Genomic DNA, 23,229 nt, shown 5'->3' with positions numbered 1-23,229 from the left:
ATATAACCCTCGGCGTTTCACATAATGGGTGTATAGTCAATATTAAGGTCGTGTCGCTACTACGGGGAGAGCATGGAAACGCGGAAAGTCCAGCGACTCGGGCCATCCACGCTGGCGATGACCCTGCCCGCCGAGTGGGCGTCCGAACAGGACGTTGAGAAGGGAGACGAGGTCTCTCTCCGAACGAGCGGCAAGGGGACGCTAACGGTGATGCCCGAGTCTGCGAGTTCAGAAGAGACGGAGGCGATTATCCACGCGGACGACCTGGACGCAGGGGCCGTCGAACGGGCGATCGTCGCCCAGTACGTCCTCGGTCGGCGTGTCATCCGAATCGAGCGCGAAGAGGGGGCGCTCGAATCGGCGCACATCAACGCGGTCTACCAGGCCGAGACGCAACTGATGGGCCTGGGCGTCATCGAGGAGACGCCCGAGAGTATCGCGATTCGCTGTTCGGTCGACCCGGAGGACTTTACGCTCGATAACCTGCTCGAGCGACTCGAACGAACCGGGCAGACGATGCGAGGCGAGGGGATCAAGGCGCTCGCTCACGGGAATACCGACCTCGCACAGCGGGCGCTCAACCGCGAGCGACAGGCGAACAAGATCTTCGTCCTCCTCTTGCGACTCATCTTTACGGCCTACCAGAACCCGAACCTCGCGCGTGCGGTCGGCCTCAACAGCGGCTTTCCGCTCATCGGCTACCGCTCGATCGCGAAGAACCTCGAACTCACGGCCGACAACGGCGAGGACATCGCGGAGATCGTCATCGAGACGAACGGCCACACGCTCGACGTCGAGGGCTCCGTCATGCGCGACATCCGCGAACTGAACGATCTGGTCGACGAGATCACCTCGCTCGCGGTCGAATCCGCCGTCGAACGCGACTACGACAAATCGAACAAGGTTCGTGAACTCTTCCACGAAATCGCCGACCGTGAGGACGAAATCCTCGTGGAGTTGCCGGAGATGTCGAACGAAGAACTCCTTCGCGTTCGGGAAGTCCTCGTGAGCCTCCAGCAGACCGCCCAGTACGCGATGCGAAACGCGGAAATCGCGGCGAACCTCGCGCTCAACGAGGAATCGGAGCACACGACGATTAACTGAAACGGTTGCGGTGCCGGGCGGTGACGACGACCGGCCGGTGTGACACACCCTCTCGCTGGCCGGAATAAGTGCAATTAAGAGACCCCATCGACAAACTCACGAGCATGGCTACGCAATCGGAGTCGACGACGGACAAGGGCGTCGGGCTGGCGCTTGCACTCGGGGCGCTCGCCACGATCGGCGCACTCGTGATGGTGACGGGCGCGCCGGAAATCGATGCTGCCTTCGGGTTCGCCGGTGCCGTCCTCTTCAGTTCACTCGCAGTTGTTGGCATTCATCTCTACTGGGACTGACGCGCCAACACATGCCATAACGGCCGTCAAGAGTTAAGAGCGGCGGCCTCCTATGTTTCGTACGGACGATGACCGACTACTCCGACGAAGAACAGCGGATTATCTCGTATCTGCGCGAGAGCGCTACCCGTGGAGAACGTTACTTCCGGTCGAAAAACATCGCCGATGCGATCGGACTTTCGTCGAAACAGGTTGGCGCGCGCCTCCCACACCTCGCGGAGAAATCCGACGACGTGGACATCGAAAAGTGGGGCCGTGCGCGTTCGACAACGTGGAAGGTAACCCTGAGCTCCTCAACCGCCTGATGACTTCCAGTTCGAATTGCGCCACCAGACTGGTCTTCGACTCTCCGTTCGATTCATGCCGGTCCCACGGTCTTTTTATCCACTACGCGCACAGTTAGTGGCATGACTGTACGGGTCGACCGGTCGTTCGAGCTATCGGCACCACCCGAACGCGTCTGGTCGTTTATTGCCGATCCCGAGAATCGCGCCCGCGCGATTAGCGTCGTCGACGAGTTCACCGTCACCGACCCGGCGAGCCACAAGGTTACCTGGCAGGTCGCCCTGCCGATTCCGTTCGTTCGGCGGACCGTCACCGTCGACACCGAAGACGTGACGCGAAGACCGCCGGAATACGTCAAGTTCGTCGGCAACTCGAGCGTCCTGGACGTCACCGGCGAACACGAAATCGTCGCGACCGAAACCGGGGCGCGCCTCGAGAACCACTTCGTCGTCGACGGCAAACTCCCGGGCGTCGAGCAGTTCTTCAAACGCAACCTCGACGACGAACTCGAGAACCTCCGCGACGAACTCGAGCGCCACCTTCAGGCGACACGATGACTGCCGAAACCACATTCCAGGCAACGCCACCGCTCACGCTGGCTCTGGCCCAACTCCGCGTCGAAGCCGGTGCACTCGAGGAAAACGTCGACCGGGCGCTCGACGCGATCGACCGCGCGGCCGCCCGCGGTGCCGATCTGGTCGCCCTCCCCGAACTGTTCAACGTGGGCTATTTCGCGTTCGACCGGTACGAACGTGATGCACAACCCCTGCTCGGCACGACGAACGCGCGCCTCCGAGCGGCGGCCGACGAACACGACATCGCCGTTCTCGCCGGCAGTATCGTCGAGGATCTCGGCGCGACCACCGCCGTCGACACGCCCGCCGACGGCGGACTCGCCAACACCGCCGCGCTGTTCGACGCCGACGGCGACCTGCAACTGGTCTACCGCAAACACCACCTCTTCGGCTACGACTCCGCCGAATCCGACCTGCTCGTTCCCGGCGAGCGGATCGAAACCGCGACCATCGACGGACTGACCGTCGGCGTGACGACCTGCTACGACCTGCGCTTTCCCGCACTCTACCGCCGATTGGTGGATGTGGGCGCTGAACTCGTGCTCGTCCCGAGCGCGTGGCCCTACCCGCGACTCGAACACTGGCAGACGCTCTCACGGGCGCGAGCCATCGAAAACCAGTGTTACGTGGCGACGATCAACGGTTCCGGTCAGTTCACCGACGGGGACACCGGCGACACGACGACGCTGCTCGGCCGCTCGACCGTCACCGATCCCTGGGGCGTCACGCTTGCCTCGACCGGGGACGATCCCGACCTCGTGATGGCCGAACTCGACCGAGAAGCGGTGTCCGCTGTACGCGGAGAGTTCCCCGCACTACGTGACCGACGGTTATAGGTCCCTCATAACTGGGAATCCGACACCGTGACAACCTGGAAACGCGGACCCGGCAACGAGAAACTATGTCACTAGTCCACATTTGACGTTCGCTGACCGCTGACTTTTTGGTCCAGCGAATCGAAATACGAATGCCGGTACAGACGCTTTTCACGTCGTACCCGGCAAGCGCGTCTCCGGCCCGGCACTGCTCGTTCCCGGGAACGAGCACTCCCGTCTCCTCGTCACCTCGTCCGCATCTTCCTTTCGACTGTTAGTCACCCGCCATTACTCACTGCTCAGTCCCCACTACCTCTCGTTACCAGTTACCGATAGTCAATGACACAACCAGTACCTACTAACTGAACTCGTCGTTCCGCCGGGCCGGTTGAGACTGACTCACGAGAAAAAAGAAAATCGGGACAGAGTGTCGGCAGCGACGGTCAGTCGTCCTGCATGGTAATATCCGCCGAGAGGCCCTGAGCCATCTGAATGTCTTTGGAGTTGTTCATCGTCCAGGCGGTACGCTCGGTGACGGCCTCGATGGCCTCGCGAGCCGAGGGGTAGCCGTTTCCGGACTTTTTGACTCCGCCGAACGGCAGGTGCACTTCGGCACCGATACACGGCAGATTCGCGTACGCGAGACCGATCTCGGCGTGATCGCGGAAGTAGTTGATCTGGCGGTAATCCTCGGAGATCACAGCGCCGGCAAGACCGTAGGGCGTGTCGTTGTGGATCTCGACGGCATCCTCGATGTCGCCCTCGTATTCGAGCAGGGCGACGTGGGGCCCGAAGCACTCCTCTTTGAGACAGCGCAGGTCCGTGTCGTACTCGATCTCGTAGACGAACGGGCCGACCCAGTTGCCGTCTTCGTGGCCGTCCGGAATCTCGTCTTCGCCGAGTTCGAAACGGTCGACGAGGACGTTCGCTCCCTCCTGCTCGGCGAGTTCGTTGTGCTTGCGGATCTTCTCGACGTGTTCGGGCTCGATCGCCGGCCCCATGAACGTCGATTCTTCGAGCGGATCGCCCACCGCGACGTCCTCGGCGATCTCGACGTAGCGCTCCTTGAACTCGTCGTAAACGTCCGTGTGGACGATCAGGCGCTCGGAAGAGACGCAACGCTGACCCGTGGTCTTGAACGAGGACATGATCGCCGAGTGAACGGCGATGTCCAGATCGGCTTCCTCGGTGATGATGATGCCGTTCTTGCCGCCCATCTCACAGGCTGCGAGCTTGCCGGGTTCGCCGCCGACCTTGCTGGCGATTTCCTGGCCAACCTCTGCCGAGCCCGTAAAGAGAACGGTGTCGACGCGTTCGTCGTCCGTGATCGCCGCGCCGGCGTCGCCGAAGCCCTGGACCATGTTGAACACGCCGTCGGGAATGCCGGCGTCGTCGAACATCTCGGCGATAATCTGGCCACACCACGGCGTCTGTTCGGCCGGCTTCCAGACGACCGTATTCCCTTCCACGAGAGCGATAGCCATGTGCCAGAACGGGATCGCGACCGGGAAGTTCCAAGGTGTGATACAGCCGACGACGCCCCGTGGCTTCCGGCGCATGTAGGCGTCCTTGTCACCGACTTCCGACGGAACCACGTCACCGTGGGGGTGGCGGGCGTTGCCCGCCGCCCACTCGACCATGTGCCAGGCTTCGGTCACGTCGGCTTTCCCTTCCGAAATCTCCTTGCCACACTCCTTGGAGACGACCTCGCCTAATTCCTGATGCCGGTCGCGCAGTTCGTGGTAGATCTCCCAGAGATACTCCGCACGGTCGATATACGAGAGTTCACGCCACTCCTCGGTGGCCTCGTCCGCTGCGGCCAGTGCAGCATCGACATCGGCCTCGGTGCCGCGTGTGAACTCCGCCAGCGTCTCTCCCGTCGCGGGGCTCTCGCTTGCGAACGTGTCCGAGCCGTCGCCGTCGGTCCACTCGCCGTCGATGTAATGTTGGTTCAGTTGCGTTCCGGATTGGTGCGACATAGTTCGTGATTACGCGCTAATCCCATGTAATCCCCACCGATCATGGTCACGTGTCGGCAGCTTATTTCATTATGTTCTACCGATTAAATTTCCCAGGAACGAGATATGACGCCTGCCTCCGGTCGAATCTCGAGCGAATTCGAAAGGAACCCGAACGACTCGCCGGCGCGCCGAGGAAGGGATGGTCGTCAGGATCTAGCTGTAATGGGCGTCCGGGCGAATTGCAGTACGAACTGGCCGCTGACGGATTCGACGTCTACCAGTATCGTCCGCACCAAATGACTCTCCGGCGTACCGACGAGTTCGAGAGCGGACGGAGAATTTCGCCCGTGTTCGTCGTCTGTATCCGAGAAGCGCTCCTGCGTTGATCGGCCGTTTGGAGCGAGATTACGGGAGCGCGACTACGGATCCAGAAGCTTCGATTCAGCCGTCCGCAGATGTTCGAGCAGTGTCGACTTTGCGATGTCGAGTTCAGCCGCCAGTTCGCGGGTCGTTATTTCGCGGGGCCACTCGTAGTAGCCGGCCTCGCGGGCGTGTTCGAACACTTCGCGCTGGGCCGTCGTGAGCGTATCGAGACGCTGGTCGCGCGTCGAACGCTCGGGCGAATCGGCGGTCGTAATCGACGTGATCGTTACCTCCGCGCCAGCCTGATCGCGCACGTCGTCTAGGGACTCTTCGATCCGGGATCGATCACCCGCGAAACAGAGGTTCCACTCCTCGCTCCCGTTCTGGATCCGGACCGGCGCGCTGTGAACGAAGCCGTTCTCCAGGAGCGTCGGACAGACCATCTCGTCGGGATCGTACTCGAGGAAGAACTCGCGGACGACGTTGCCGGGGGCGTTGCGTGCACGTCCGAACCGCTTTTGAAGCTCGAACAGTTCTCCGGCATGGTTCGACGCGCGGATCGCATCGAGGAGGTCGCGGACCTCTGCGGCGGTATCGCCGAACGCGGTGAACAGGCCCTCGACCGTATTCGGACTGGGCTCATCGCTCTTGATCTTCGGGGAGTTATAGATCGCGTGTGCGAGGACGCCGCCGCCCGTTCGGTCCGTCGCTTCGATGGCCCAGCAGTCCGGATGCCAGAGGTCGAGGGTTAATCGAACGCTCGATAGCTCGTGCTCCAGGCTCATGTCTTTGTGTGTCTGTGGCGAGGGCTTCTATGTTGCGCTTTGTCCGTTAATCGTGTCGATTGAGAAGAGTATGGGCAGCTATCTAACGGATTTTTGAGCCTCCCCGGAGCTGTGTCGGCGCTTTCTCAAACGATCAGGCTCTCGAGATCGCGGGGATAGTACGTCAGCGTCTCCGTTCCCTCGTCGGTCACGAGCACCGTATCGGAGTGGCGAAAGCCGCCCAGACCGGGGACGTAGAATCCGGGTTCGACGGTGAACAGTTCACCCGGGCGGATTTCACCGTCACTGTCGACATCGAGAAACGGCCGTTCGTGGCCCTGCATACCGATGTTGTGGCCGGCGTGATGCTGGGTGAACTCGGCCACGCCTTGCTCTTCGTAGTAATCGACGACGGCCTCCTCAACCGCCGCGTACTCGACGCCCGGGCCGATCGCGTCGATCGCGATCTCCTGAGATTCCTTCATGATCTCGAAGTACGTCTGTTGCTCGTCGGAGACCTCCCCGACGAACATCGTCCGCTCGAGTTCGGTCGTGTAGCCGCCGACGTTCGGTTTGACGATCGTGACGATGTTGTCGCCGCGCTCGATTCGCGTCGTCTGGTCCATGCTGTGGGGCCGCGCCGTCACCTCGCCGGTCGTGAACAGACACTGCATCGGGTTCGCCCACGAGCGCATCTCGTAGCGCTCGCCGAGCGTATCGAGCATCGCCTTGACCGCCTCGGCCTCGACTTCCGCCCGGACTTCGATGGGGCGTCGGCCCGGCTCGATGCGCTCCTGCAGGAGTCGGTGGCCGAGGTTGGCCCAGACGCTCGCCTCGCGGATAAGTTCGATTTCGTGGTCGCTTTTCGTTTCGCGCATCTCGGTGATGTACTCCTCGACGCCGACATCCGCGGCGACGAGCGACGAGAGCGCGGGGCCGGTGTATCCGTTTCGGGCCGGGCTCCCGTCAGCATCGACCGCAATATTCCCGTCGGCGAGTCCGAGGCGGGCACACATATCGGCGACCGCCTCCATCGGCTCGCCCTGGGGATAGTCGAAGTACGTCGTGACGTCGTCGATTATGAACTCGTCCCGGGAGGCGTGTTCCTGTTCGAGTCGCGGAACGACGGCCTCGACGCGCTCGTCGGTGATCCCGAGCGCGACCGGCCGCTCGGTCGGCAGGTGATACATGCCGGTGACGTAATGAATGTTTAGTGATCCGAAGAGAACGAGCCCGTCGTACCCGTCCGCGTCGGCGCGCTCCAGCACCGTTCGCTTTCGCTCGCGGTGTTCCGATTCGGGGATAGTGAGGTCTGCCATCACACGCCATCAGACGGCTCGCGATATTAAAACCGGACCCGACCAGGTCGGTCTTGCCGCGTTTATATTTGATATCTGTATGTATCGATCAGGAACGATTGGTCGGTGAGGTATTTAACACCCGTGTCTCATATTCTCACGCCATGGCAGTCGAGAGCGACATGACGTTACTGTACATCGTCGCCGCATATCTAGTCGTGATGCTCGGCGTCGGTGTCTGGGCGTACGGAAAAACGAACACCGCGGAGGACTTCATGGTCGCCGGCCGAAGCCTCGGCGCGGTCATCATCGCCGGAACGCTGCTGGCGACGTGGATGGGCTCCGGCACGGTGACCGGCGGCGCGAACTCGATCGCGTACGACAACGGGCTGTGGCCCGCGATCATCCTCGGTACGGGATCGCTCCTCGGTATCGGCATTCTGAAGGCGCTCGCACCGCGTATCAGGGCCTTCGACAAACTGACGGTCCCCGAAATGATCGAGGAAGAACTGGGCAAGGAAGGGCGCATCATCAGCCTGCTCGTCATCGCGTTCGCATACGTCGGAATCGTTTCCTACCAGTTCACCGGGCTCGGGTTCGTGTTGAACGTCACGACCGGCATCCCAGTTGCCCAGGGGACGCTCATCGGAACCGCCCTCATCATCGCACTCGCCGCGATGGGCGGCCTCATGTCCGTCGCGTACACGGACGCGATCAGCGCCTTCCTGATGCTCGTCGGGCTCGTCGTCGCAGTCCCGTTCGTCTTCATCGAAGCCGGCGGCTGGAGCGGAATCTCCGCGAACGTCCCCGCGACCCACTTCGACACGCTCGGAAACCTCTCGTTCTTCGAGTTCTTCGCGCTGTGGGCCCCGCCGCTGCTGTTGATCCTCGCCGACCAGAACATGTACCAGCGCATCATCGCCGGCGAAACCGACGAAGGGACGAACACCGGACTCATCGCCTGGTTCGGCGGCGCGATCGCAACCATGACGCTGGTCCCCCTCATCGCGTTCGCCTCGCGAGCGATGTTCCCCGAACTCGATCCGGGCATGGCCCTGATCGCGACGACGACGGAGATTCCGACCTGGATCGGCGGTGTTTTGCTGGCCGCCGCCACGGCGTTCATCGTCACGACGGGGAGCTCCTACCTGCTGTCCGCCTGTACCAACCTCTCCCAGGACCTCTACAAAGGGCTTATTAATCCCGATGCATCCGACCAACAGGTGTTCTGGCTGACCCGGGCGTTCGTGGTCGTCCTCGGTATTTTCGCGTTCGTCCTCGGGCAGTACTTCCCGACGATTCTCGAGGTTCAGATGTACTCCTATACGGCCTACGGGGCCGCGATCACGCCGCCGCTGCTCGCGATCTTCCTGATGCGAGAGCGCCTGACCAAGATCGGCGGCCTCGCCGGAATGATCGTCGGTGCCGTGCTCGCGGTCTCTTGGGACACGGTTCTCGGGAGTCCCTACGGACTGGATGCGGTGATCATCGCGGCACCGGTCGCCGGCGTGCTCATCGTCCTCGTCAGTTACCTCACGAGTTCGCTGTCGTCGCCGTCGCCGTCTCGCGCCTGATCGCTCTTCGGTAGTACTGTACTATCGAACTCGGGACTCGGTGGAACTCGAATTTTGAAATCCGCTTCGAACGTCAGTGCTGGCTCAGATCCGCCGCCTTCTCGAGTTCACTCCGGAGGAGCGTCGAGTCGAACTCGTGATCGGGGCGCAGGCGGACGAAGTCGAGGAAGCGTCGCGCCGAGAGGAGTTCGTCGGTGTCGTAGACTGAGGAGGCGGCGAGGACGGCCTCGCGAGCGCCGATACGCGGTTCCAGAACGGCGAGCGCGCAGGCGAGGTCGTAGGCGGTCGTCTCCGCGACGCGGTTCTCGTGGACGCTGGTCGCGTCGATGAAGTAGAGTTCGCCGTCGCAAAGCAGGATGTTTTCGTCGCGCAGGTCGCCGTGGGCCAGGCCGTGGTCGTGCAGGAGCGAGAGCATTTCGAAGAGGTCCGGCGCGCGCTCGGCGACGACGGCGTCCGAGACCGCTCCGAGCGACTCGAACTCGGGAAGGTACTCGAGGACGAGCACGCCCAGGCCGTTGACTTCGAAGGCTTCGATCGGCCGAGGGGCGTTGAGACCGACTTCGCGCATCCGTTGTGTTGCCTCGTACTCGTGTTCGACCATCTCGCGGGGCGTATCGAAGCGGCCGAAAAAGCCCTCGGTACCCGAGGATACCGCGCCGACGTTTCGCCCCGTCGTCAAGAGCGCGTGGACGAGCGCGTTCTGACGGCTGACGATTTTGACGAACCATCGCTCGTCGATGACGCAGGGCGTCGACAGCCAGTTATCGGCTTCGAGGAACTCGACGCGGACGAACTCGCGGTCGTGGCGTTCCGCCAGCGTTCGAATGACGCGCTCGATGCGTCCCCACTCGACGGTCCCGCGAGCGAGCTGGCGGAGATCCATTACTAGACCGTGAGTGGACTCGCGGTTAAATGCGTCTCGAAGTGTTTCAAACGAGATGTGTCCGGTCACCTGAACGCTGTTAGCATCGACGGTCACGGGCGAGCCATCACTCTCGGCACGCACTCGAGTTCAGACGCGACACGAGAGACAGCACCATTTTTATCGTTGCTCTGAGACGTTTACCGTAACTATGGATGCTGTCGACGATCTCGGGGATGCGATCGAAACCACGCGAGCGCTGTTACTCCCGGTGCGCGCGTGGTTGTGGCTCAAGCTATCCGTCGTCGTGCTCTTCGTCGGTGGGGGTCTGGGTTCGCCGGGGAACCTCGCAACCACCGACCCGCAGATGGTCGGCGACGAGCCGATGCCGCAGGACGGACTCGGCGAGATCCCGGACGACGTGCTCGCAGCAGCCGTTGTTCTCGCCGTTGTTGCCATCCTACTCTGGGCCCTGTTCGCGCTCCTCGGTGCCGTCATGGAATTCGTCTTCATCGAAACGCTCCGGTCGACGGAGATTCACGTCCGACGATACAGCAGGGCAAATCTCGGTCGCGGCATCCGGCTCTTTGCGTTTCGGGCGCTCGTCTCGCTCGCCCTGCTTGCAATCGTCGCCGTTCCAATCGGTTACCTCCTCACCAGCACGGCTACCACGGACGAGTTCATCGGCGAACTCGCGCTGATCGCGCTCGTGGCGATTCCGCTCTATATCGTCTACGCCATCGTGATGCGCTTTACGTCCGAGTTCGTCGCGCCGATCATGCTGCTCGAGGACCGGGGCGTGCTCGGTGGGTGGCGACGATTCTGGGCGACGCTTCGGGGGAACGTCGGCGAGTATGTCGTCTACTTGCTTTTGGTCTGGGTGCTACAACTCGTGACGAGTATCGCCGTCGGATTCGTCATCCTCTTCGGCGCGGTTGTCCTCGCGATTCCGTTCGTGATCGTCGGCGTACTGGCGTATGCGCTCGGCGGTGGCGGGGTCTACCTCGCCGGTGCCATCGGCGTCGTCGGTCTGCTCGCGTTCATCGCACTCGTCGCTCTCGTCCAGATGCCGGTCCGAACCTACTTCCAGTACTACGCACTGCTCCTGCTCGGCGACACCAATTCCGAGCTCGACCTCGTTCCGAAGCAACGAGGTGCTGCCCGGGCCAATCACACCGGTGCCGGCGAGACGGTTCGAGCCGACGAGCGGACCGATCGCTTCGACGACACACACGACGAGTTCGACACCGAACCCCGCGACGAAACCGACGACTACGGGTGGCTCGACGAGTCCGGGTTCGGTGATGATGATGATCGAACCGGAACCGACGCCACCGATGACCGCAATGACGACGCTACTCCCAGCGACGACTACGACGACCGCGACGACGACGCTGACCGCGGCTGGTAAGGCAGTCCCTCGCTGAACTCGTCGAAAACAGGGGTGCGGCCACAATCAGCTAGCGGGGGTTCGACACTCGTCAGTTGATGTCCGAAAGAATGCCGCTATCCTCGTCACCGTTTTCGTCCGTCTCGCTACCGGTGTCGGTATCGTTGCTCTCGGAACCAGTCTTGGTATCCGTATCGTTGCCGTCACTGTCCGACTCGCTGGTTCCGTTCTCGGTATCGCCGGCGTCCTCCTCGTCGATATCCGGAACGACACCGTCCATCAGCGAGAATATCTGTTCTTCCTCGCTCCAATCGAATTCGTTCGGATAGACGCCGACCGTTACGAGCAGATCGTCGTCGGTCTCGACGGCTTCGCTCACGTGCAACGCGACATCGACCGGCTGTCCCTGGAACGACGCCTCGGCGGTGTATCTGGACTGGGTCGTCGACTGGTCGAACACCGTCACCGACGTTTCCTCGACGAAGGACACGGATCCGATATCGTCGTAATTGCTCGCGACCAACTCGACGAGTTCGTCGGTAGACCTGTCCTCGACGGGATTGAACTGCGAGCCGAACGCGTTGACCTGCGGCGTCGTCAGGACGATGAAGACGGCCCCGCGTTGCTCGCCCAGCGGGCCCATGTCGACCGCCTTCTCGTGTTCGGTCATGTAATTCGTAATCACGACCGTTTCGGTTGCGATGCTGACGCCAACCTCTCGCTCGACGGTGAACTCGTCGATTGCAGTCTGCTCGTACCCGGTATCGTTGCGAACGGACGCATCGACACCGGCAGGCGAGGCTTCGTGGCGTGCCAGGCCGACGAGCCCCAGACAGCCCGAGAGGCTGGTGAGGCCGGCGACACCGAGGCCGCTCAGAAGCGTTCGACGTTTCATGGTATCACAATCAACGATCAGTTGATAAGTGTTTACTGGTCCCCTGATTGTCTCTCGATTTCCTAACAGGACGTGCGACCGTCGTGTGGTATCCGTATCCTTAGTTGCGACGGAGCATGCGACGGATCGTCGAGACGAGCGAGCGATCTGCCGCATGTTGCGCTCGGCGGCGGTGAAGCCGCGTCAGTCGCCGAACGATAACGTAACCGATGGCCGCAAGTACCGTCGCGAACACGACGTTGCCGACGATCAGTTGGTGAACGGTGGCGGTGGCGGATTCGGTTATCGTTTCCTGCGAACGGATCGGACTGGTGCCGAGGAGGACGCCGCCGACGTGAACACTCGAAAGGTAGACGACGGGTTTGACGAACGGATTGAGGACGGCGATGGAGGCGAACAGCGCCGGCTTGCAGATCCACGACCACAGGGCACTGAACACGAAGAACAAGCCGATACCGAGACCACCGGATGGCAATGCCGTCACGAAAATCCCGATGGCGAAACTGGCGGCGACCTCGTGGGGCGTGTGTTCCTCCTGGATCGCGACGGTAAGCTTGTGGAGGGCCTCTTCGCGATAGTGATCGAGTCGGTCCCGTATGCTCACGCGTTGTCCATGTGTCCTATCCAGGCGGACGTGGAAAAAGACCGCGGTCGGTGAAGAACTACGTATCGCTCGAACAGAACTTCACGGGAACTCGCGGGAACTGGCGGGCGAGAGCGACGCTACCGCTAGCGAGGCGATCAGGGGAAGCTACCCGCTTCCTCGTAAGCGTCGGCGACGCGGTCGACTGCGACAACGTAGGCGGCAGTCCGAGGGTTGTCGAGGTCGTATGTTTCGTAGGTATCGACGAGAGCATCGAATGCGTCGACGATGAGCGTCTCGAGTTCGTCGTTGACGCGCTGTTCGCTCCAGGAAAAGCGCTGGCGGTTCTGGACCCACTCGAAGTACGAGACGGTAACACCGCCGGCGTTTGCGAGGATATCTGGGATGACGAAGGTGTCCTGTTTCTGGAGTACTTCGTCGGCTTCGGGCGTTAACGGCCCGTTCGCGGCCTCAGAGATGACGTCAGCGGTGACGTCCGTGGCGAGGTCACGATCGATTGCGTTCTCGAGTGCGGCGGGGATGAGCAGATCCACGTCCATCGTGAGTACGTCCTCGTTGGTTACCTCCTCGACGCTGTCCTCGTAGCCGACGACGCTGCCGGTTTCGTTTTTGTGGTCCCTGGCGGCAACCGGATCGAAGCCGTCGGGATTGTAGATACCGCCGCTCGAGTCGCTCGCGGCGACGACGGTGGCCCCCATCTCGTCGATGAGCTTGGCGGCGATCCAGCCGGCGTTCCCGTAGCCCTGGACGGCCACGGTCGCGCCTTCGAGATCCTTGTCGAGGTAATCGAACGCCTCGCGCGCGGCGATCACCGTTGAGCGACCGGTCGCTTCGACGCGACCCTCACTGCCTCCGCTCGCGATGTTTTTCCCCGTAATGACGCCTGGTTCGGTGGTGTTCTCGAGCGTTTCGTAGGTGTCCTTGATCCAGTTCATCTCCCGCTGACCCGTGTTCACGTCGGGGGCGGGGATATCGCGGTCCACACCGATGAGCGGACGGAGTTCGGTTGCGAACGACCGCGTCAGGCGTTCGAGTTCGCTTTCGGAGTAGTCATCGGGGTCGATGATAATACCGCCCTTGCCGCCGCCGTAGGGGATGTCGACGATGGCGCACTTGTAGACCATCCAGCCCGACAGGGCCTTGACCTCGTCGCGGGAGACGTTTGGATGGTAGCGGATACCGCCTTTGTACGGGCCGCGGTCGCCGTTAAACTGCGAGCGGAAGGCTTTGAACCGCTCGAGTTCACCGTCGTCGAGTTCGACCGTGAGGTTCGTTTCGAGAACTCGTTCCGGGTGTTTGAGCCGTTCGATGACGTCGTCGCCGACGTCGAGGTGCGCCGCCGCGTCGTCGATTTGCGACTGGAGGCTCTCGAATGGATTGATGTCTGCTACCATTACGCTCCTATTCTAGCGAACCGGAAATAAGCGTGACGAAGACATCCATAGTAAGTAAATCACAATATAAGGATTATAGATCCCATTATATTCTGTGCAATAGCACTGAGTAACGAGTGGCGTGGATCGGTGACAGGCGGAGCAGCTAGCTGTCGGGACTATCGTCTTCGGCCGTGGAATCGGCCGCGGCCCGGGCCTCGATTCGTTCTGCCTGTGCGATCAGTGGCGCGTCGATCATCTGCCCGTCGACCTCGAAGACACCGCGGCCGTCAGCGTCGGCGTCTCGTTTCGCGTCCAGCACGTCCCTTGCCCACTCGAGTTCTTCGGCCGTCGGCGTGAACGCGTCGTTGATCGGGTCGACTTGCGCGGGATGAATCGCGAGTTTGCCGTCGTACCCGAGTTGGATCGCGAACTCGGTTTCGTCGATCAGTCCCGTCTCGTCCCCGAAATCGGTGAAAACGGTATCGATTGCGGAACAGTCGTTCGCAGCGGCGGCGAGTACGACGCGCTCGCGGGCGTAGAGTACTTCAGTCCCGTCGTCGGTTCGCGTGGCTCCGATATCGGCTGAAAGGTCTTCAGCGCCGAAGACGAGTGCATCGGTTTCCGGAACGGCGGCGATGTCGGGTGCGGCGAGGACGCCGCGAGCGGTTTCGATCAACGCGAGAACGGGAACGTCAGCGTCGCCGCTGTCAAACTGTTCGAGTTCACCCGCGAGGGCTTCGACGTCGTCGGAACGCTCGACCTTGGGGAGCAACAGACTGTCAAGTCGGAGGGGGCCGCGACCGAGAAGCGCCTCGAGATCTGCGGCGATGGCCGCGGATGACGCATTGACGCGCACGCAGACTTCACAGTCCGGCGCGAACTCGGGGTCCGAGAGGACCTCGCGGACCGTTTCTCGGGCCGCATCTTTCCGACCGGGTGCCACTGCATCTTCGAGATCGAAGACGATCGTATCGGCACCGGATTCGGGTGCTTTGCGGAGCATTTCCGGGCGATCACCGGGTGTGAAGAGGAGACTACGCCGTACCATGTCTCAGTGTGCGTGAAGCGGTGACGTGAAAGTACGGATTACGAAGTTCGCCCCCTCGTGGTGTACCCGGGTGCGCTCACCGACCGGTAGCCCGCTGAGACACCCCTCGTTCAAAGTGAAACTGAAACGGCCGGCGCGGAGGATCGATGTCCGTCGAATTGTTTTCACTCTGAATCAGGGGTGGTGTTCTCCCGAGCTATCGACGGTTCTCACGGTGAGCAGTACCTGTTTTCGAGCGAGATAGCGGATGAGAGCCGATGCAGTGATTGTCGAACCGACGAGTCGAATGTACTCACCCAGGGGCACCCCCAATTCAGAGTGTATTCGGTCGAGGGCCGGGAGGGGGTTGGAAGAGGTGGGGTTTCGTCGCCGGTTTCGGTGAGGGACGAGCGTGAAATATAGGTGGGCCGTTTTCGGCGAGAATTTCTGATATCGGAACATACAATACGAGACTAGACTAGGACGGAAGAACAACCGGGGAAAGAACGGGTACAGATTGGACAGAGCGGTTACACACTGGTTATCGTCGTTCTATCGTCTATTTGCCGTGTGGCGCGCTGTTCATGTGGGTAGCGACCGAAGAAAATGTGGTGAGCATCGATGACTCGAAGAAAACAACCGGAAACACAGCCCCTCGAAGACGGTAACGCGACTGCGTGGGCGGATGCGCGCGAGCAGCTTGGGGCAGCCGATTACTACTGGCTCGCAACGGTGCATCCGGACGGGCGACCACACGTTCGGCCGTTGCTCGCCGTTTGGGTTGCGGACGCGATGTACTTCTGTTCGGGGGCAGCCACGCGGAAGGTTGGGAATCTCACAGCCGTTCCGTCCTGCAGTCTCGCGGCCGAAACGGACGCGTTCCACTTCGTGATCGAAGGCGAGGCGGCGAAGCGGAGCGACGAAACCGCGCTCCAGAACGCGGCCGATGTGTATGCGACTAAATACGAGTGGGAGGTTGAGGTTCGTGACGGTGCATTTTACGCTGTTGGCGCTCCCACTGCGGGGGACCCACCGTACGAGGTGTACGAAGTAACCCCGGTGACGGTCTTCGGCTTCGGTCTGGATGCGTCGGTTTCCTCGACGCGCTGGCAGTTCGAGTAGAAACGGCCCACAGTTTCGTCCGCTTGGTGATCCGTACTTGATAGTCCGTACTTGATGACCCGTACTTGGCGATCCGTCCCTCCTCGCCGTATCGCTCTATTTAGGACCACCGCAACGGTACGCTCGGTACCGACCCGTCGTGACCCATCCCCACCTTCGCCCGTTTCACTCTGAATCAGGGGCGGGCCCGTTCGGAGCACTGGTTCCGAGAACTCGAACACGAACTCGCGCTATACGGCGTCATCTAACGCTCATTTCGGAATAGTTCTATCATTGCTGTTCGTTATCAGTCTGAATTCTTTCCCCTGGTTTTATAATACCCGTCTTCCAGAATAGAAGCATGGCTGATACGGCTGGTGGGGACCCGCTCTTTCAATCTCACGATCCGATTTTCAATCGGAAAGAACTCTTACACGTTGGACACGTTCCCGATGAGGATCGCATTGTCGGCCGGGACAACGAAATTCAGTCAGTTGCTGCCGAAGTCGGCGCGATCACTCGCGGCGATCCGCCGAACAACGTGATGATCTACGGCAAGACCGGTACCGGAAAGAGTCTCATCTCTCGCCACGTTGCGACGCGAGCACAGGATGCCGCTCGGGACAACGATATCGACTGTAGCGTCCTCTACGTCGACTGCTCCGAGGCGAATACGGAAACGCGGGCAACGCGACAACTCGCGCTCAACCTCACGGAACAAACGAGCTACCAGGACCACATTCCGCTTCGCGGCGTCGGGACAATGGAGTACTACCAACACATCTGGAGAATCCTGGAGTCGTTTTTCGACGCGACGATCATCATCCTCGACGAGATCGACAAACTCGATAACAGCAACATCCTGATGCAACTCTCCCGCGCTCGCGAGGCGCGTAAAACCGACGCCTACATCGGCGTGATCGGCATCAGCAACAAGGTCCAGTACCGTGAAACGCTCGACGAACGCATCGACAGCAGTTTCGGCCATCGCGAACTGTTCTTTCACCCCTACGACGCCTCCCAACTCCGTGAGATCATGCGAAATCGCGAGGACGCCTTCCAGCCCGACGTTCTCGAGGACGGGACGATCGAACTCTGCGCCGCCCTCGCCGCGAAGAAACACGGCGACGCCCGCAAAGCCATCGAGATTCTCAAGGAAGCGGGTGAACTCGCTCGGCGAACCGGTTCGGAGACCGTCTCCGAGAGTCACATCCAGCAGGCCCAGGAGGTCGCCGAGATCAATCGGATCGAAGAACTGACGAGCGGGGCGACGGTCCACGCAAAACTCGCGCTCTACTCGCTTGCGAGCCGTATTATCACCGGTGACCGCGAGACGTACAAGACGAGGGAAATCTACCAGCGATACGTCGGAATCTGCGAGATGGTTGCAAACGATCCGATCACGGAGAACGGTCTGTACCGACAGCTCAAAGAACAGGCCTTTCTCGGCGTCATCGAGTCCGAAAAAACGGGCGGCGGCCGTTCGCAGGGGAGCTATCTCCTCCATCGGCTCGTGACGGACCCGAAGCACATCGTCAAGGCGGTTCGACGCGACTCTTCGCTCGAAGAGTTACCAGCCTACGATCAGCTCGCGAATACCGGCGGCTCTTCGCACAAGCGCGACATCGAGACGGACCTCTCCTCGTTCTCGTGAGTTCAGTCTGAACGACGGGGGTAGGGGGAGACAGAATCTCGCGTGAGTATGTCGAGTTCTACCCCGGGGCGGTTCGCGCCGCTTTCAGTCTGAACAGGGGGTGGGGGCGGCGAGAATCACTGCGATACTGAAGCGGAGAATCGGTCGCGGTCGCGTTATGGCCAGAGGCCGCGGGCGTCGTGTGCCTCGGCGATTCGTTCGAGTGCGACGATGTAGGCTGCATCGCGCCAGGTGATATCGCGGGCGTCGTACTCGTCGCGGACGCACCCCCAGGCGCGCAGCATTTCCGTCTGGAGTTCTTCGTGGACGCGTTCGAGTCGCCAGGATCGCCGGTTGATGTCCTGCAGCCACTCGAAGTACGAGACGGTGACGCCGCCGGCGTTGGCGAGGATGTCGGGGATGACGGGAATATCGCGCTCTTCGAAGATTTGACCCGCCGTCGAGGTCGTGGGTCCGTTTGCCCCTTCGACGATCATGTCCGCCTGGACGCGGCGAGCGTTTTCGCCGGTCAGTACGTTGCCGATTGCGGCGGGAATGAGCACGTCGACGTCGAGTTCGAGGAGTTCTTCGTTCGAGAGCGACTGCGCGTCAGCGTAGCCGGAGACCATGCCGGGGGTTTCGTCGTGGTCTTCGACGTCGTTCGTATCGAAGCCGTCTGGGTCGTAAATCGCGCCGTCGATGTCGGAGACGGCGACGATGGAAGCGCCGAGATCGTCGAGATAGCGGGCGGCATTCGCCCCGACGCTGCCGAATCCCTGGACGGCAACGGTCGTGTCAGTAACGTCCCAGTCGTAGTAGTCGATCGCCTGTTCGGTGATGATGCCGACGCTACGGCCGGGTGCCTTCTCGCGGCCGTAAGAGCCGCCGATGACCGGGGGTTTGCCGGTGACGACGCCGGGCTCGGTTTCGCCTTCCTGCATCGAGTAGGCGTCCATGAACCAGGCCATCGTCTTCGGATCGGTTCCCATGTCGGGCGCGGGAATGTCGGTCTTGGGGCCGATAACGGGACGGAGTTCTTCAGCAAAGCGGCGGGTGAGCCGTTCCTTTTCGTCGGAGCTGAGTTCCTTGGGGTCGACGACGACGCCACCCTTCGCGCCGCCGAATGGAAGGTCCATCACGGCGCACTTCCAGGTCATCCACATCGAGAGCCCGACACACTCCTCCTCGTTGACGGCAGGGTGATAGCGTAGCCCGCCCTTGTAGGGGCCACGAACGCTGTCGTGGTGGGCGCGATAGCCGGTGAACATCTCGCGCGTTCCATCGTCGCGCTCGAGCGGAATCGTGACGCGGTAGACGCTCGTCGGATGGCGGAGCCGTTCGACGATGCCCTCGTCGACATCGAGATGGGCGGCTGCGCGTTCGAGCTGGCGACGGGCTGTTTCGACGGCACTTTCCTCCTCCTCTATTTCCGATTCCGTTGTCGGTTCGGCTGCTGTCATAGTCAGAGAGTGGAGTCCCCGCGTGGAACGACGATCGGACGTCCCATAGTGAATGGGCAGTCACAGCGTGACTGTCAGGCGGGTGTAGATGTGGCAGTTTCCGGTCCACTGCCATAACCCTTGTTACTCGGACTGGTTTCGCGCAATACTTGCACTCGCCGGCTCGATCGGTCTCCGGTCGATCCTGTCGTGGCCGCCTCGACGGAAGCAGCTACGTTCTCTGTCATCCGCCGAGTTCAGCGCGACGGCACCGGGTGACGCGGGGTGTGGTTGCGTCCTAACCGGGGCCGTTCAAGTGTCTCCTCGTGGTGGCTCTCCGCATGAGTATCGAGAGTACGAATCCGGCGACCGGCGAGACCATCGACACCTACGAGGCGGACTCGGACACGTGGGACGACCACCTCGAGAACGCGACGGCGGCGTTCGACGAGTGGCGGACGGTCCCCATCGAGACGCGCCAGCAACTGCTCGCCGCCGCGGGCGAGGTGCTTCGAGACGGCAGCGAGGAGTACGCGGAACTGATGACGGCGGAGATGGGAAAACCGATCGACCAGGCGCGCTCGGAGGTCGAAAAGTGCGCGTGGGTCTGCGACTACTACGCCGAGCACGCGGCCGAGTTCTTAGGGGACGAGGTCGTCGCGGGCGAGCCGAACGCGCGGACGGTCGTCGCCCACCAGCCGCTGGGGCCGATCCTCGCGATCATGCCGTGGAACTTCCCGTTCTGGCAGGTGTTTCGATTCGCCGCGCCGAACCTCGTCGCGGGCAACGTGGGGCTGTTGAAACACGCCTCGAACGTCCCCGGCTGTGCGCGCGCCATCGAAGACGTGTTCCGCGAAGCGGGCTTCCCGGAGAACGTCTTTTCCACGCTGTTGATCGGTTCCGACGAGATCGACGCGGTGATCGAAGACGACCGCATCGCCGGCGTTACGCTCACCGGCAGCGACGGGGCGGGCCGAGCCGTCGCCGAAACCGCCGGCAGCGAACTCAAAAAGACCGTTCTCGAACTCGGCGGCAGCGATCCCTTCGTCGTGCTCGAGGACGCCCCGATGGACGAGACGGTCGAGACGGCGGTCCAGGCCCGACTGCTGAACTCCGGGCAGTCCTGTATTGCAGCCAAGCGATTCATCGTCGTCGAGGACGTCTACGACGAGTTCATCGACCGCTTTATCGAGGCAATGGACGAGCAGGTCGTCGGCGATCCGATGGCCGAGGAGACGGACATCGGCCCGCAGGCCCGCGAGGACCTGGCCGACCAGCTTCACGAGCAAGTCCAGGAGACGGTCGATCAGGGCGGCGAGGTTCGACTTGGCGGCGAGCCGATGGACCGCGAGGGAGCCTTCTACCCGCCGACGGTACTGACGGACGTTCCCGAGGACGCGCCCGCCGACAGCGAGGAACTGTTCGGCCCCGTCGCGACGGTGTTTCGCGTCCCCGACGAGGACGCCGCGATCGAGAAGGCGAACGACACCCGGTTCGGGCTGGGAGCGAGCGTCTGGACCGAGGACCTGGACCGCGGCGAGCGCGTCGCCCGCGAGTTCGAATCCGGCCTGGCGTTCGTCAACGAACTCGTCAAGTCGGACCCGCGACTGCCCTTCGGCGGCGTGAAAGATTCGGGCTACGGTCGCGAACTCGCGCGCGAGGGCATTCGCGAGTTCGTGAACACGAAGACGATCTGGGTGCAGCGGGACGCGGGCGAGGAGACGGATTTAGTCGAGTAACGCTCTCGCGCTCTCGCTCGTCCGCACGAGCGGGCGCAGTGAAAAATAATGTCCCGACCGGTGACTGCGCCGGGATACGAATACGATATCGCAGCACCATAGGCGAGACGCGAACACGATATCGCATCGACCGCCGCCGAAACTCGACGCACGACACTAGTTTTTTGGTGGCGCTGGCCCACTGCGACTCTATGACCGGGCTGTACTACGAGGAGTTTACCGTCGGCGAGACGATCGCCCACGAGCGACGACGGACGATTTCGGAAAGCGACAATCAACGGTTCTGCGATATGACGATGAACCAGCAACCGCTGCATCTCGACGCCGAGTTCGCGGGCGACACCGAGTTCGGCGAACGACTGGTTAACGGCCTCTACACCATGAGCCTTGCCGTTGGCGTTTCGATCCCCGAGACGACCGACGGAACCATCGTCGCAAACCTCTCGTACGACGACGTCGAACATCCCCAGCCGGTCTTTCACGGCGATACCATCCGCGCCCGGTCGACGGTCACGGACAAGCGCGAGACCAGCGACGGCGAGCGCGGCGTCGTCACCATGCACGTCGAGGCCTTCAACCAGGACGACGAACTCGTCTGCGCGTTCGACCGGACCGTCCTCTCGTTGAAACGCGAGTTCGCCGACGACTCCGCCCAATGAGCGCGCCACAGACCGACGCCGACCTGGAGTGGCTCACGATAGACGACGACGAAGAACTCGTGTGGGAGAGCGGCCCGGATCGGCGAACGCTCCTGCCGGTGGTGCTCATCGGCATTCCGCTCTCGATCGTGCTGATCGGGCTCGTCATCATCGCGGCCGAGTATCTTCGCGTGACGAACACCCAGTACGTCGTCACGAACCGTGCGCTCTACCGGAAGACGGGTATCCTCTCGCGAGATGTCAAGCGCATCGAACACGAGAAGGTACAGGACAGTTCCTACTCCCAATCCGCCCTCGGAACGCGACTCGGCTACGGAACGGTCGAGATCAGCACTGCGGGCGGGTCGGGCGTCGAAATGTCGTTCAAATCGGTGCCGGATCCGACGGGAGTACAGCAACTGCTCAGCGAACAACTCGATCGAACGCGACGCGGTCGCCGCGGGCGAGGAGCACCGCAACAGACCGATTCCGAACCGCAAGCGGGCAGTGATGCAACGAAAGCGGACGTACTCGTCGATATTCGCACCGAACTCCGGACGATCCGCGAACTGCTGGAGGAGTCGGAGGGCGCTCACGGGACCGGCCCCTCGGACGACCGTGACCGCCACGCAGGGGCCGGTGCTCGCACGGCAACCGATCGAACTCACACCTCCGACAACACAGAGACGGACGACAATACAGACGCAAACGACAACGCAGAGACGAACGCGAACCGGTCACGCACGCACACGTACGACGACCAATCGTCCCGGTCATGAACTCATACGATAGCACGTCCGGTGAGCCTGCCGGCAAACGCGAGGCCGCAGCCGACTCTCCGGCTCCATCCGACCCCACGGCGCTCGGTGACGCCGAACTCGCCTGGCTTGCACTCGCTCCCGACGAATCCGTCCGGTGGCGTGGCTGCCCGCGTATCCAGACCATCTATCCCTGGCTCGCCGTCACGCTCCTGGGAACGCTCACACTCCTCGCCGCCGTCGTCAGTGAACTCGTCCCCTGGCAGGGACTTCTACTGGTGGCGCTCCTTGCCGTTCCGACGGCCTGGCAGTACGCGCGTCTCTCGCGAACGGTATTCGTGATCACGACGCGGCGAGTTGCGATCAGGCAGGGGGTGCTCGGACGCTCCGTCCGGACGGTTTCACTCGAACACATCCAGAATACGACGGTCACGCAGGGCGTTGCGGGTCGGTTTGTCGGGCATGGCACCGTCTCGATCGATACTGCTGGCGGCGCGCCCCTCGCGTTCTGGAACGTCGATGACCCGAGTTCAGTTCGGCGGACGCTCGACCGGTATCGGTCCCGGTGTCGTGATCGGCGACTGCAAAACGAGGCTGCCTCGCGCTCGGATCGTTCGGAGCCGGTTCCGGGAACGCTCGCGCAGTGGCAGGCGGTCCGCGAAGAGGTTCGGGCGGTGCGCCGGGCGCTCGATGAACGCGAAGCGTTTCGGTGAGAGCGTCGGTGAAAATCGGTCA

22 protein-coding genes are annotated in these 23,229 nt (G+C 62.0%); 13 read left to right on the top strand and 9 right to left on the bottom strand.

Annotation, left to right across the window (positions count from 1 at the left end; translation table 11 throughout):
* Window positions 1-72: 72 nt before the first annotated feature.
* The 5 genes from C480_RS03750 (at window position 73) to C480_RS03730 (ending at window position 3,093) form a co-directional block, all read left to right on the top strand.
* Window positions 73-1,104, top strand: a complete 1,032-nt coding sequence (locus C480_RS03750) for a phosphate signaling complex PhoU family protein (RefSeq protein ID WP_006664288.1) — start codon at window positions 73-75, stop codon at window positions 1,102-1,104.
* A gap of 104 nt (window positions 1,105-1,208) precedes the next feature.
* Complete coding sequence (locus C480_RS03745; protein ID WP_006109765.1) at window positions 1,209-1,397, top strand: DUF7525 family protein; 189 nt, start codon at window positions 1,209-1,211, stop codon at window positions 1,395-1,397.
* Window positions 1,398-1,465: 68 nt separating this feature from the next.
* Entirely contained in the window at window positions 1,466-1,702 is a 237-nt protein-coding gene (locus C480_RS03740) for a DUF7123 family protein (RefSeq protein WP_006109764.1), read from the top strand.
* 102 nt (window positions 1,703-1,804) lie between these two features.
* Window positions 1,805-2,239 carry a CoxG family protein gene (locus tag C480_RS03735; protein ID WP_006664287.1) on the top strand — a complete coding sequence of 145 codons (435 nt, stop codon included), beginning with the start codon at window positions 1,805-1,807 and terminating at the stop codon, window positions 2,237-2,239.
* A complete protein-coding gene (locus tag C480_RS03730) occupies window positions 2,236-3,093 on the top strand; it encodes a nitrilase-related carbon-nitrogen hydrolase (RefSeq protein ID WP_006664286.1) in 858 nt (285 codons plus the stop codon). Before C480_RS03735 ends, C480_RS03730 begins: the two co-directional genes overlap by 4 nt.
* A 422-nt stretch (window positions 3,094-3,515) precedes the next feature.
* On the opposite strand, the gene C480_RS03725 is transcribed toward C480_RS03730, so the two are convergent.
* From C480_RS03725 to C480_RS03715, 3 genes are all read right to left on the bottom strand, one after another.
* Window positions 3,516-5,051, bottom strand: a complete 1,536-nt coding sequence (locus C480_RS03725; RefSeq protein ID WP_006664285.1) for an aldehyde dehydrogenase family protein — start codon at window positions 5,049-5,051, stop codon at window positions 3,516-3,518.
* Between the two features lie 401 nt (window positions 5,052-5,452).
* Complete coding sequence (locus C480_RS03720) at window positions 5,453-6,181, bottom strand: helix-turn-helix domain-containing protein (RefSeq protein ID WP_006664284.1); 729 nt, start codon at window positions 6,179-6,181, stop codon at window positions 5,453-5,455.
* A 125-nt stretch (window positions 6,182-6,306) separates the two neighbouring features.
* A complete protein-coding gene (locus tag C480_RS03715; protein ID WP_006664283.1) occupies window positions 6,307-7,479 on the bottom strand; it encodes a M24 family metallopeptidase in 1,173 nt (390 codons plus the stop codon).
* 143 nt (window positions 7,480-7,622) lie between these two features.
* Here C480_RS03715 and C480_RS03710 point away from each other — a divergent pair, with 143 nt between their 5' ends.
* Window positions 7,623-9,032 (top strand): sodium:solute symporter family protein, encoded by a 1,410-nt coding sequence (locus C480_RS03710; protein ID WP_006664282.1) that lies wholly within the window; start codon window positions 7,623-7,625, stop codon window positions 9,030-9,032.
* A gap of 73 nt (window positions 9,033-9,105) precedes the next feature.
* Here the strand turns inward: C480_RS03710 and C480_RS03705 are convergent, their stop codons facing one another.
* A complete protein-coding gene (locus C480_RS03705) occupies window positions 9,106-9,915 on the bottom strand; it encodes an RIO1 family regulatory kinase/ATPase domain-containing protein (protein ID WP_006664281.1) in 810 nt (269 codons plus the stop codon).
* A gap of 190 nt (window positions 9,916-10,105) precedes the next feature.
* On the opposite strand from C480_RS03705, the gene C480_RS03700 reads away from it, so the two are divergent.
* The gene (locus C480_RS03700) at window positions 10,106-11,305 is read left to right on the top strand and encodes a DUF7544 domain-containing protein (RefSeq protein ID WP_006664280.1); all 1,200 of its coding nucleotides are present in this window, start codon (window positions 10,106-10,108) and stop codon (window positions 11,303-11,305) included.
* Between the two features lie 70 nt (window positions 11,306-11,375).
* Here C480_RS03700 and C480_RS03695 read toward each other — a convergent pair whose 3' ends face one another.
* The 4 genes from C480_RS03695 to C480_RS03680 form a co-directional block, all read right to left on the bottom strand.
* Complete coding sequence (locus C480_RS03695) at window positions 11,376-12,179, bottom strand: DUF6517 family protein (protein ID WP_006664279.1); 804 nt, start codon at window positions 12,177-12,179, stop codon at window positions 11,376-11,378.
* 100 nt (window positions 12,180-12,279) lie between these two features.
* Window positions 12,280-12,783: a DUF2062 domain-containing protein gene (locus C480_RS03690; RefSeq protein WP_006664278.1), complete on the bottom strand. Its 504-nt coding sequence runs from the start codon at window positions 12,781-12,783 to the stop codon at window positions 12,280-12,282.
* Between the two features lie 137 nt (window positions 12,784-12,920).
* The gene (locus C480_RS03685) at window positions 12,921-14,177 is read right to left on the bottom strand and encodes a Glu/Leu/Phe/Val family dehydrogenase (RefSeq protein ID WP_006664277.1); all 1,257 of its coding nucleotides are present in this window, start codon (window positions 14,175-14,177) and stop codon (window positions 12,921-12,923) included.
* Between the two features lie 145 nt (window positions 14,178-14,322).
* Window positions 14,323-15,207 (bottom strand): HpcH/HpaI aldolase/citrate lyase family protein, encoded by an 885-nt coding sequence (locus C480_RS03680; protein ID WP_049903160.1) that lies wholly within the window; start codon window positions 15,205-15,207, stop codon window positions 14,323-14,325.
* A 600-nt stretch (window positions 15,208-15,807) separates the two neighbouring features.
* Between C480_RS03680 and C480_RS03675 the strand changes: the two genes are divergently transcribed.
* Both C480_RS03675 and C480_RS03670 read left to right on the top strand, forming a co-directional pair.
* Window positions 15,808-16,308: a pyridoxamine 5'-phosphate oxidase family protein gene (locus tag C480_RS03675; protein WP_006664275.1), complete on the top strand. Its 501-nt coding sequence runs from the start codon at window positions 15,808-15,810 to the stop codon at window positions 16,306-16,308.
* A 340-nt stretch (window positions 16,309-16,648) separates the two neighbouring features.
* A complete protein-coding gene (locus C480_RS03670) occupies window positions 16,649-17,941 on the top strand; it encodes a Cdc6/Cdc18 family protein (protein ID WP_006664274.1) in 1,293 nt (430 codons plus the stop codon).
* A 155-nt stretch (window positions 17,942-18,096) separates the two neighbouring features.
* Here the strand turns inward: C480_RS03670 and gdhB are convergent, their stop codons facing one another.
* Window positions 18,097-19,380, bottom strand: a complete 1,284-nt coding sequence (gene gdhB / locus C480_RS03665; protein WP_006664273.1) for a glutamate dehydrogenase GdhB — start codon at window positions 19,378-19,380, stop codon at window positions 18,097-18,099.
* Between the two features lie 320 nt (window positions 19,381-19,700).
* Here gdhB and C480_RS03660 point away from each other — a divergent pair, with 320 nt between their 5' ends.
* Genes C480_RS03660 through C480_RS03645 form a run of 4 tightly spaced genes read left to right on the top strand, consistent with a single transcriptional unit; the run spans window position 19,701 to window position 23,207 of the window.
* On the top strand, window positions 19,701-21,098 hold the full coding sequence (locus C480_RS03660; RefSeq protein ID WP_006664272.1) for an NAD-dependent succinate-semialdehyde dehydrogenase: 1,398 nt from the start codon (window positions 19,701-19,703) through the stop codon (window positions 21,096-21,098).
* 38 nt (window positions 21,099-21,136) lie between these two features.
* On the top strand, window positions 21,137-21,757 hold the full coding sequence (locus tag C480_RS03655) for a MaoC family dehydratase (RefSeq protein ID WP_338044708.1): 621 nt from the start codon (window positions 21,137-21,139) through the stop codon (window positions 21,755-21,757).
* The gene (locus C480_RS03650; protein WP_006664270.1) at window positions 21,754-22,515 is read left to right on the top strand and encodes a PH domain-containing protein; all 762 of its coding nucleotides are present in this window, start codon (window positions 21,754-21,756) and stop codon (window positions 22,513-22,515) included. Before C480_RS03655 ends, C480_RS03650 begins: the two co-directional genes overlap by 4 nt.
* Window positions 22,512-23,207: a PH domain-containing protein gene (locus tag C480_RS03645; RefSeq protein WP_006664269.1), complete on the top strand. Its 696-nt coding sequence runs from the start codon at window positions 22,512-22,514 to the stop codon at window positions 23,205-23,207. Before C480_RS03650 ends, C480_RS03645 begins: the two co-directional genes overlap by 4 nt.
* The last annotated feature ends 22 nt before the right edge of the window (window positions 23,208-23,229 follow it).

It is taken from the genome of Natrialba aegyptia DSM 13077 (genome assembly GCF_000337535.1).
In the GTDB taxonomy this organism is placed as follows: Archaea; Halobacteriota; Halobacteria; order Halobacteriales; family Natrialbaceae; genus Natrialba; species Natrialba aegyptia.
The sequence above is the reverse complement of the archived record's forward strand: the minus strand, read 5'-3'. Positions and strand labels throughout refer to the sequence as shown.

Coding starts and splice junctions, on each gene's coding strand:
- C480_RS03750 (WP_006664288.1), top strand. CDS start 73: ATGGAAACGCGGAAAGTCCAGCGACTCGGGCCATCCACGCTGGCGATG.
- C480_RS03745 (WP_006109765.1), top strand. CDS start 1,209: ATGGCTACGCAATCGGAGTCGACGACGGACAAGGGCGTCGGGCTGGCG.
- C480_RS03740 (WP_006109764.1), top strand. CDS start 1,466: ATGACCGACTACTCCGACGAAGAACAGCGGATTATCTCGTATCTGCGC.
- C480_RS03735 (WP_006664287.1), top strand. CDS start 1,805: ATGACTGTACGGGTCGACCGGTCGTTCGAGCTATCGGCACCACCCGAA.
- C480_RS03730 (WP_006664286.1), top strand. CDS start 2,236: ATGACTGCCGAAACCACATTCCAGGCAACGCCACCGCTCACGCTGGCT.
- C480_RS03725 (WP_006664285.1), bottom strand. CDS start 5,051: ATGTCGCACCAATCCGGAACGCAACTGAACCAACATTACATCGACGGC.
- C480_RS03720 (WP_006664284.1), bottom strand. CDS start 6,181: ATGAGCCTGGAGCACGAGCTATCGAGCGTTCGATTAACCCTCGACCTC.
- C480_RS03715 (WP_006664283.1), bottom strand. CDS start 7,479: ATGGCAGACCTCACTATCCCCGAATCGGAACACCGCGAGCGAAAGCGA.
- C480_RS03710 (WP_006664282.1), top strand. CDS start 7,623: ATGGCAGTCGAGAGCGACATGACGTTACTGTACATCGTCGCCGCATAT.
- C480_RS03705 (WP_006664281.1), bottom strand. CDS start 9,915: ATGGATCTCCGCCAGCTCGCTCGCGGGACCGTCGAGTGGGGACGCATC.
- C480_RS03700 (WP_006664280.1), top strand. CDS start 10,106: ATGGATGCTGTCGACGATCTCGGGGATGCGATCGAAACCACGCGAGCG.
- C480_RS03695 (WP_006664279.1), bottom strand. CDS start 12,179: ATGAAACGTCGAACGCTTCTGAGCGGCCTCGGTGTCGCCGGCCTCACC.
- C480_RS03685 (WP_006664277.1), bottom strand. CDS start 14,177: ATGGTAGCAGACATCAATCCATTCGAGAGCCTCCAGTCGCAAATCGAC.
- C480_RS03680 (WP_049903160.1), bottom strand. CDS start 15,207: ATGGTACGGCGTAGTCTCCTCTTCACACCCGGTGATCGCCCGGAAATG.
- C480_RS03675 (WP_006664275.1), top strand. CDS start 15,808: ATGACTCGAAGAAAACAACCGGAAACACAGCCCCTCGAAGACGGTAAC.
- C480_RS03670 (WP_006664274.1), top strand. CDS start 16,649: ATGGCTGATACGGCTGGTGGGGACCCGCTCTTTCAATCTCACGATCCG.
- gdhB (WP_006664273.1), bottom strand. CDS start 19,380: ATGACAGCAGCCGAACCGACAACGGAATCGGAAATAGAGGAGGAGGAA.
- C480_RS03660 (WP_006664272.1), top strand. CDS start 19,701: ATGAGTATCGAGAGTACGAATCCGGCGACCGGCGAGACCATCGACACC.
- C480_RS03650 (WP_006664270.1), top strand. CDS start 21,754: ATGAGCGCGCCACAGACCGACGCCGACCTGGAGTGGCTCACGATAGAC.
- C480_RS03645 (WP_006664269.1), top strand. CDS start 22,512: ATGAACTCATACGATAGCACGTCCGGTGAGCCTGCCGGCAAACGCGAG.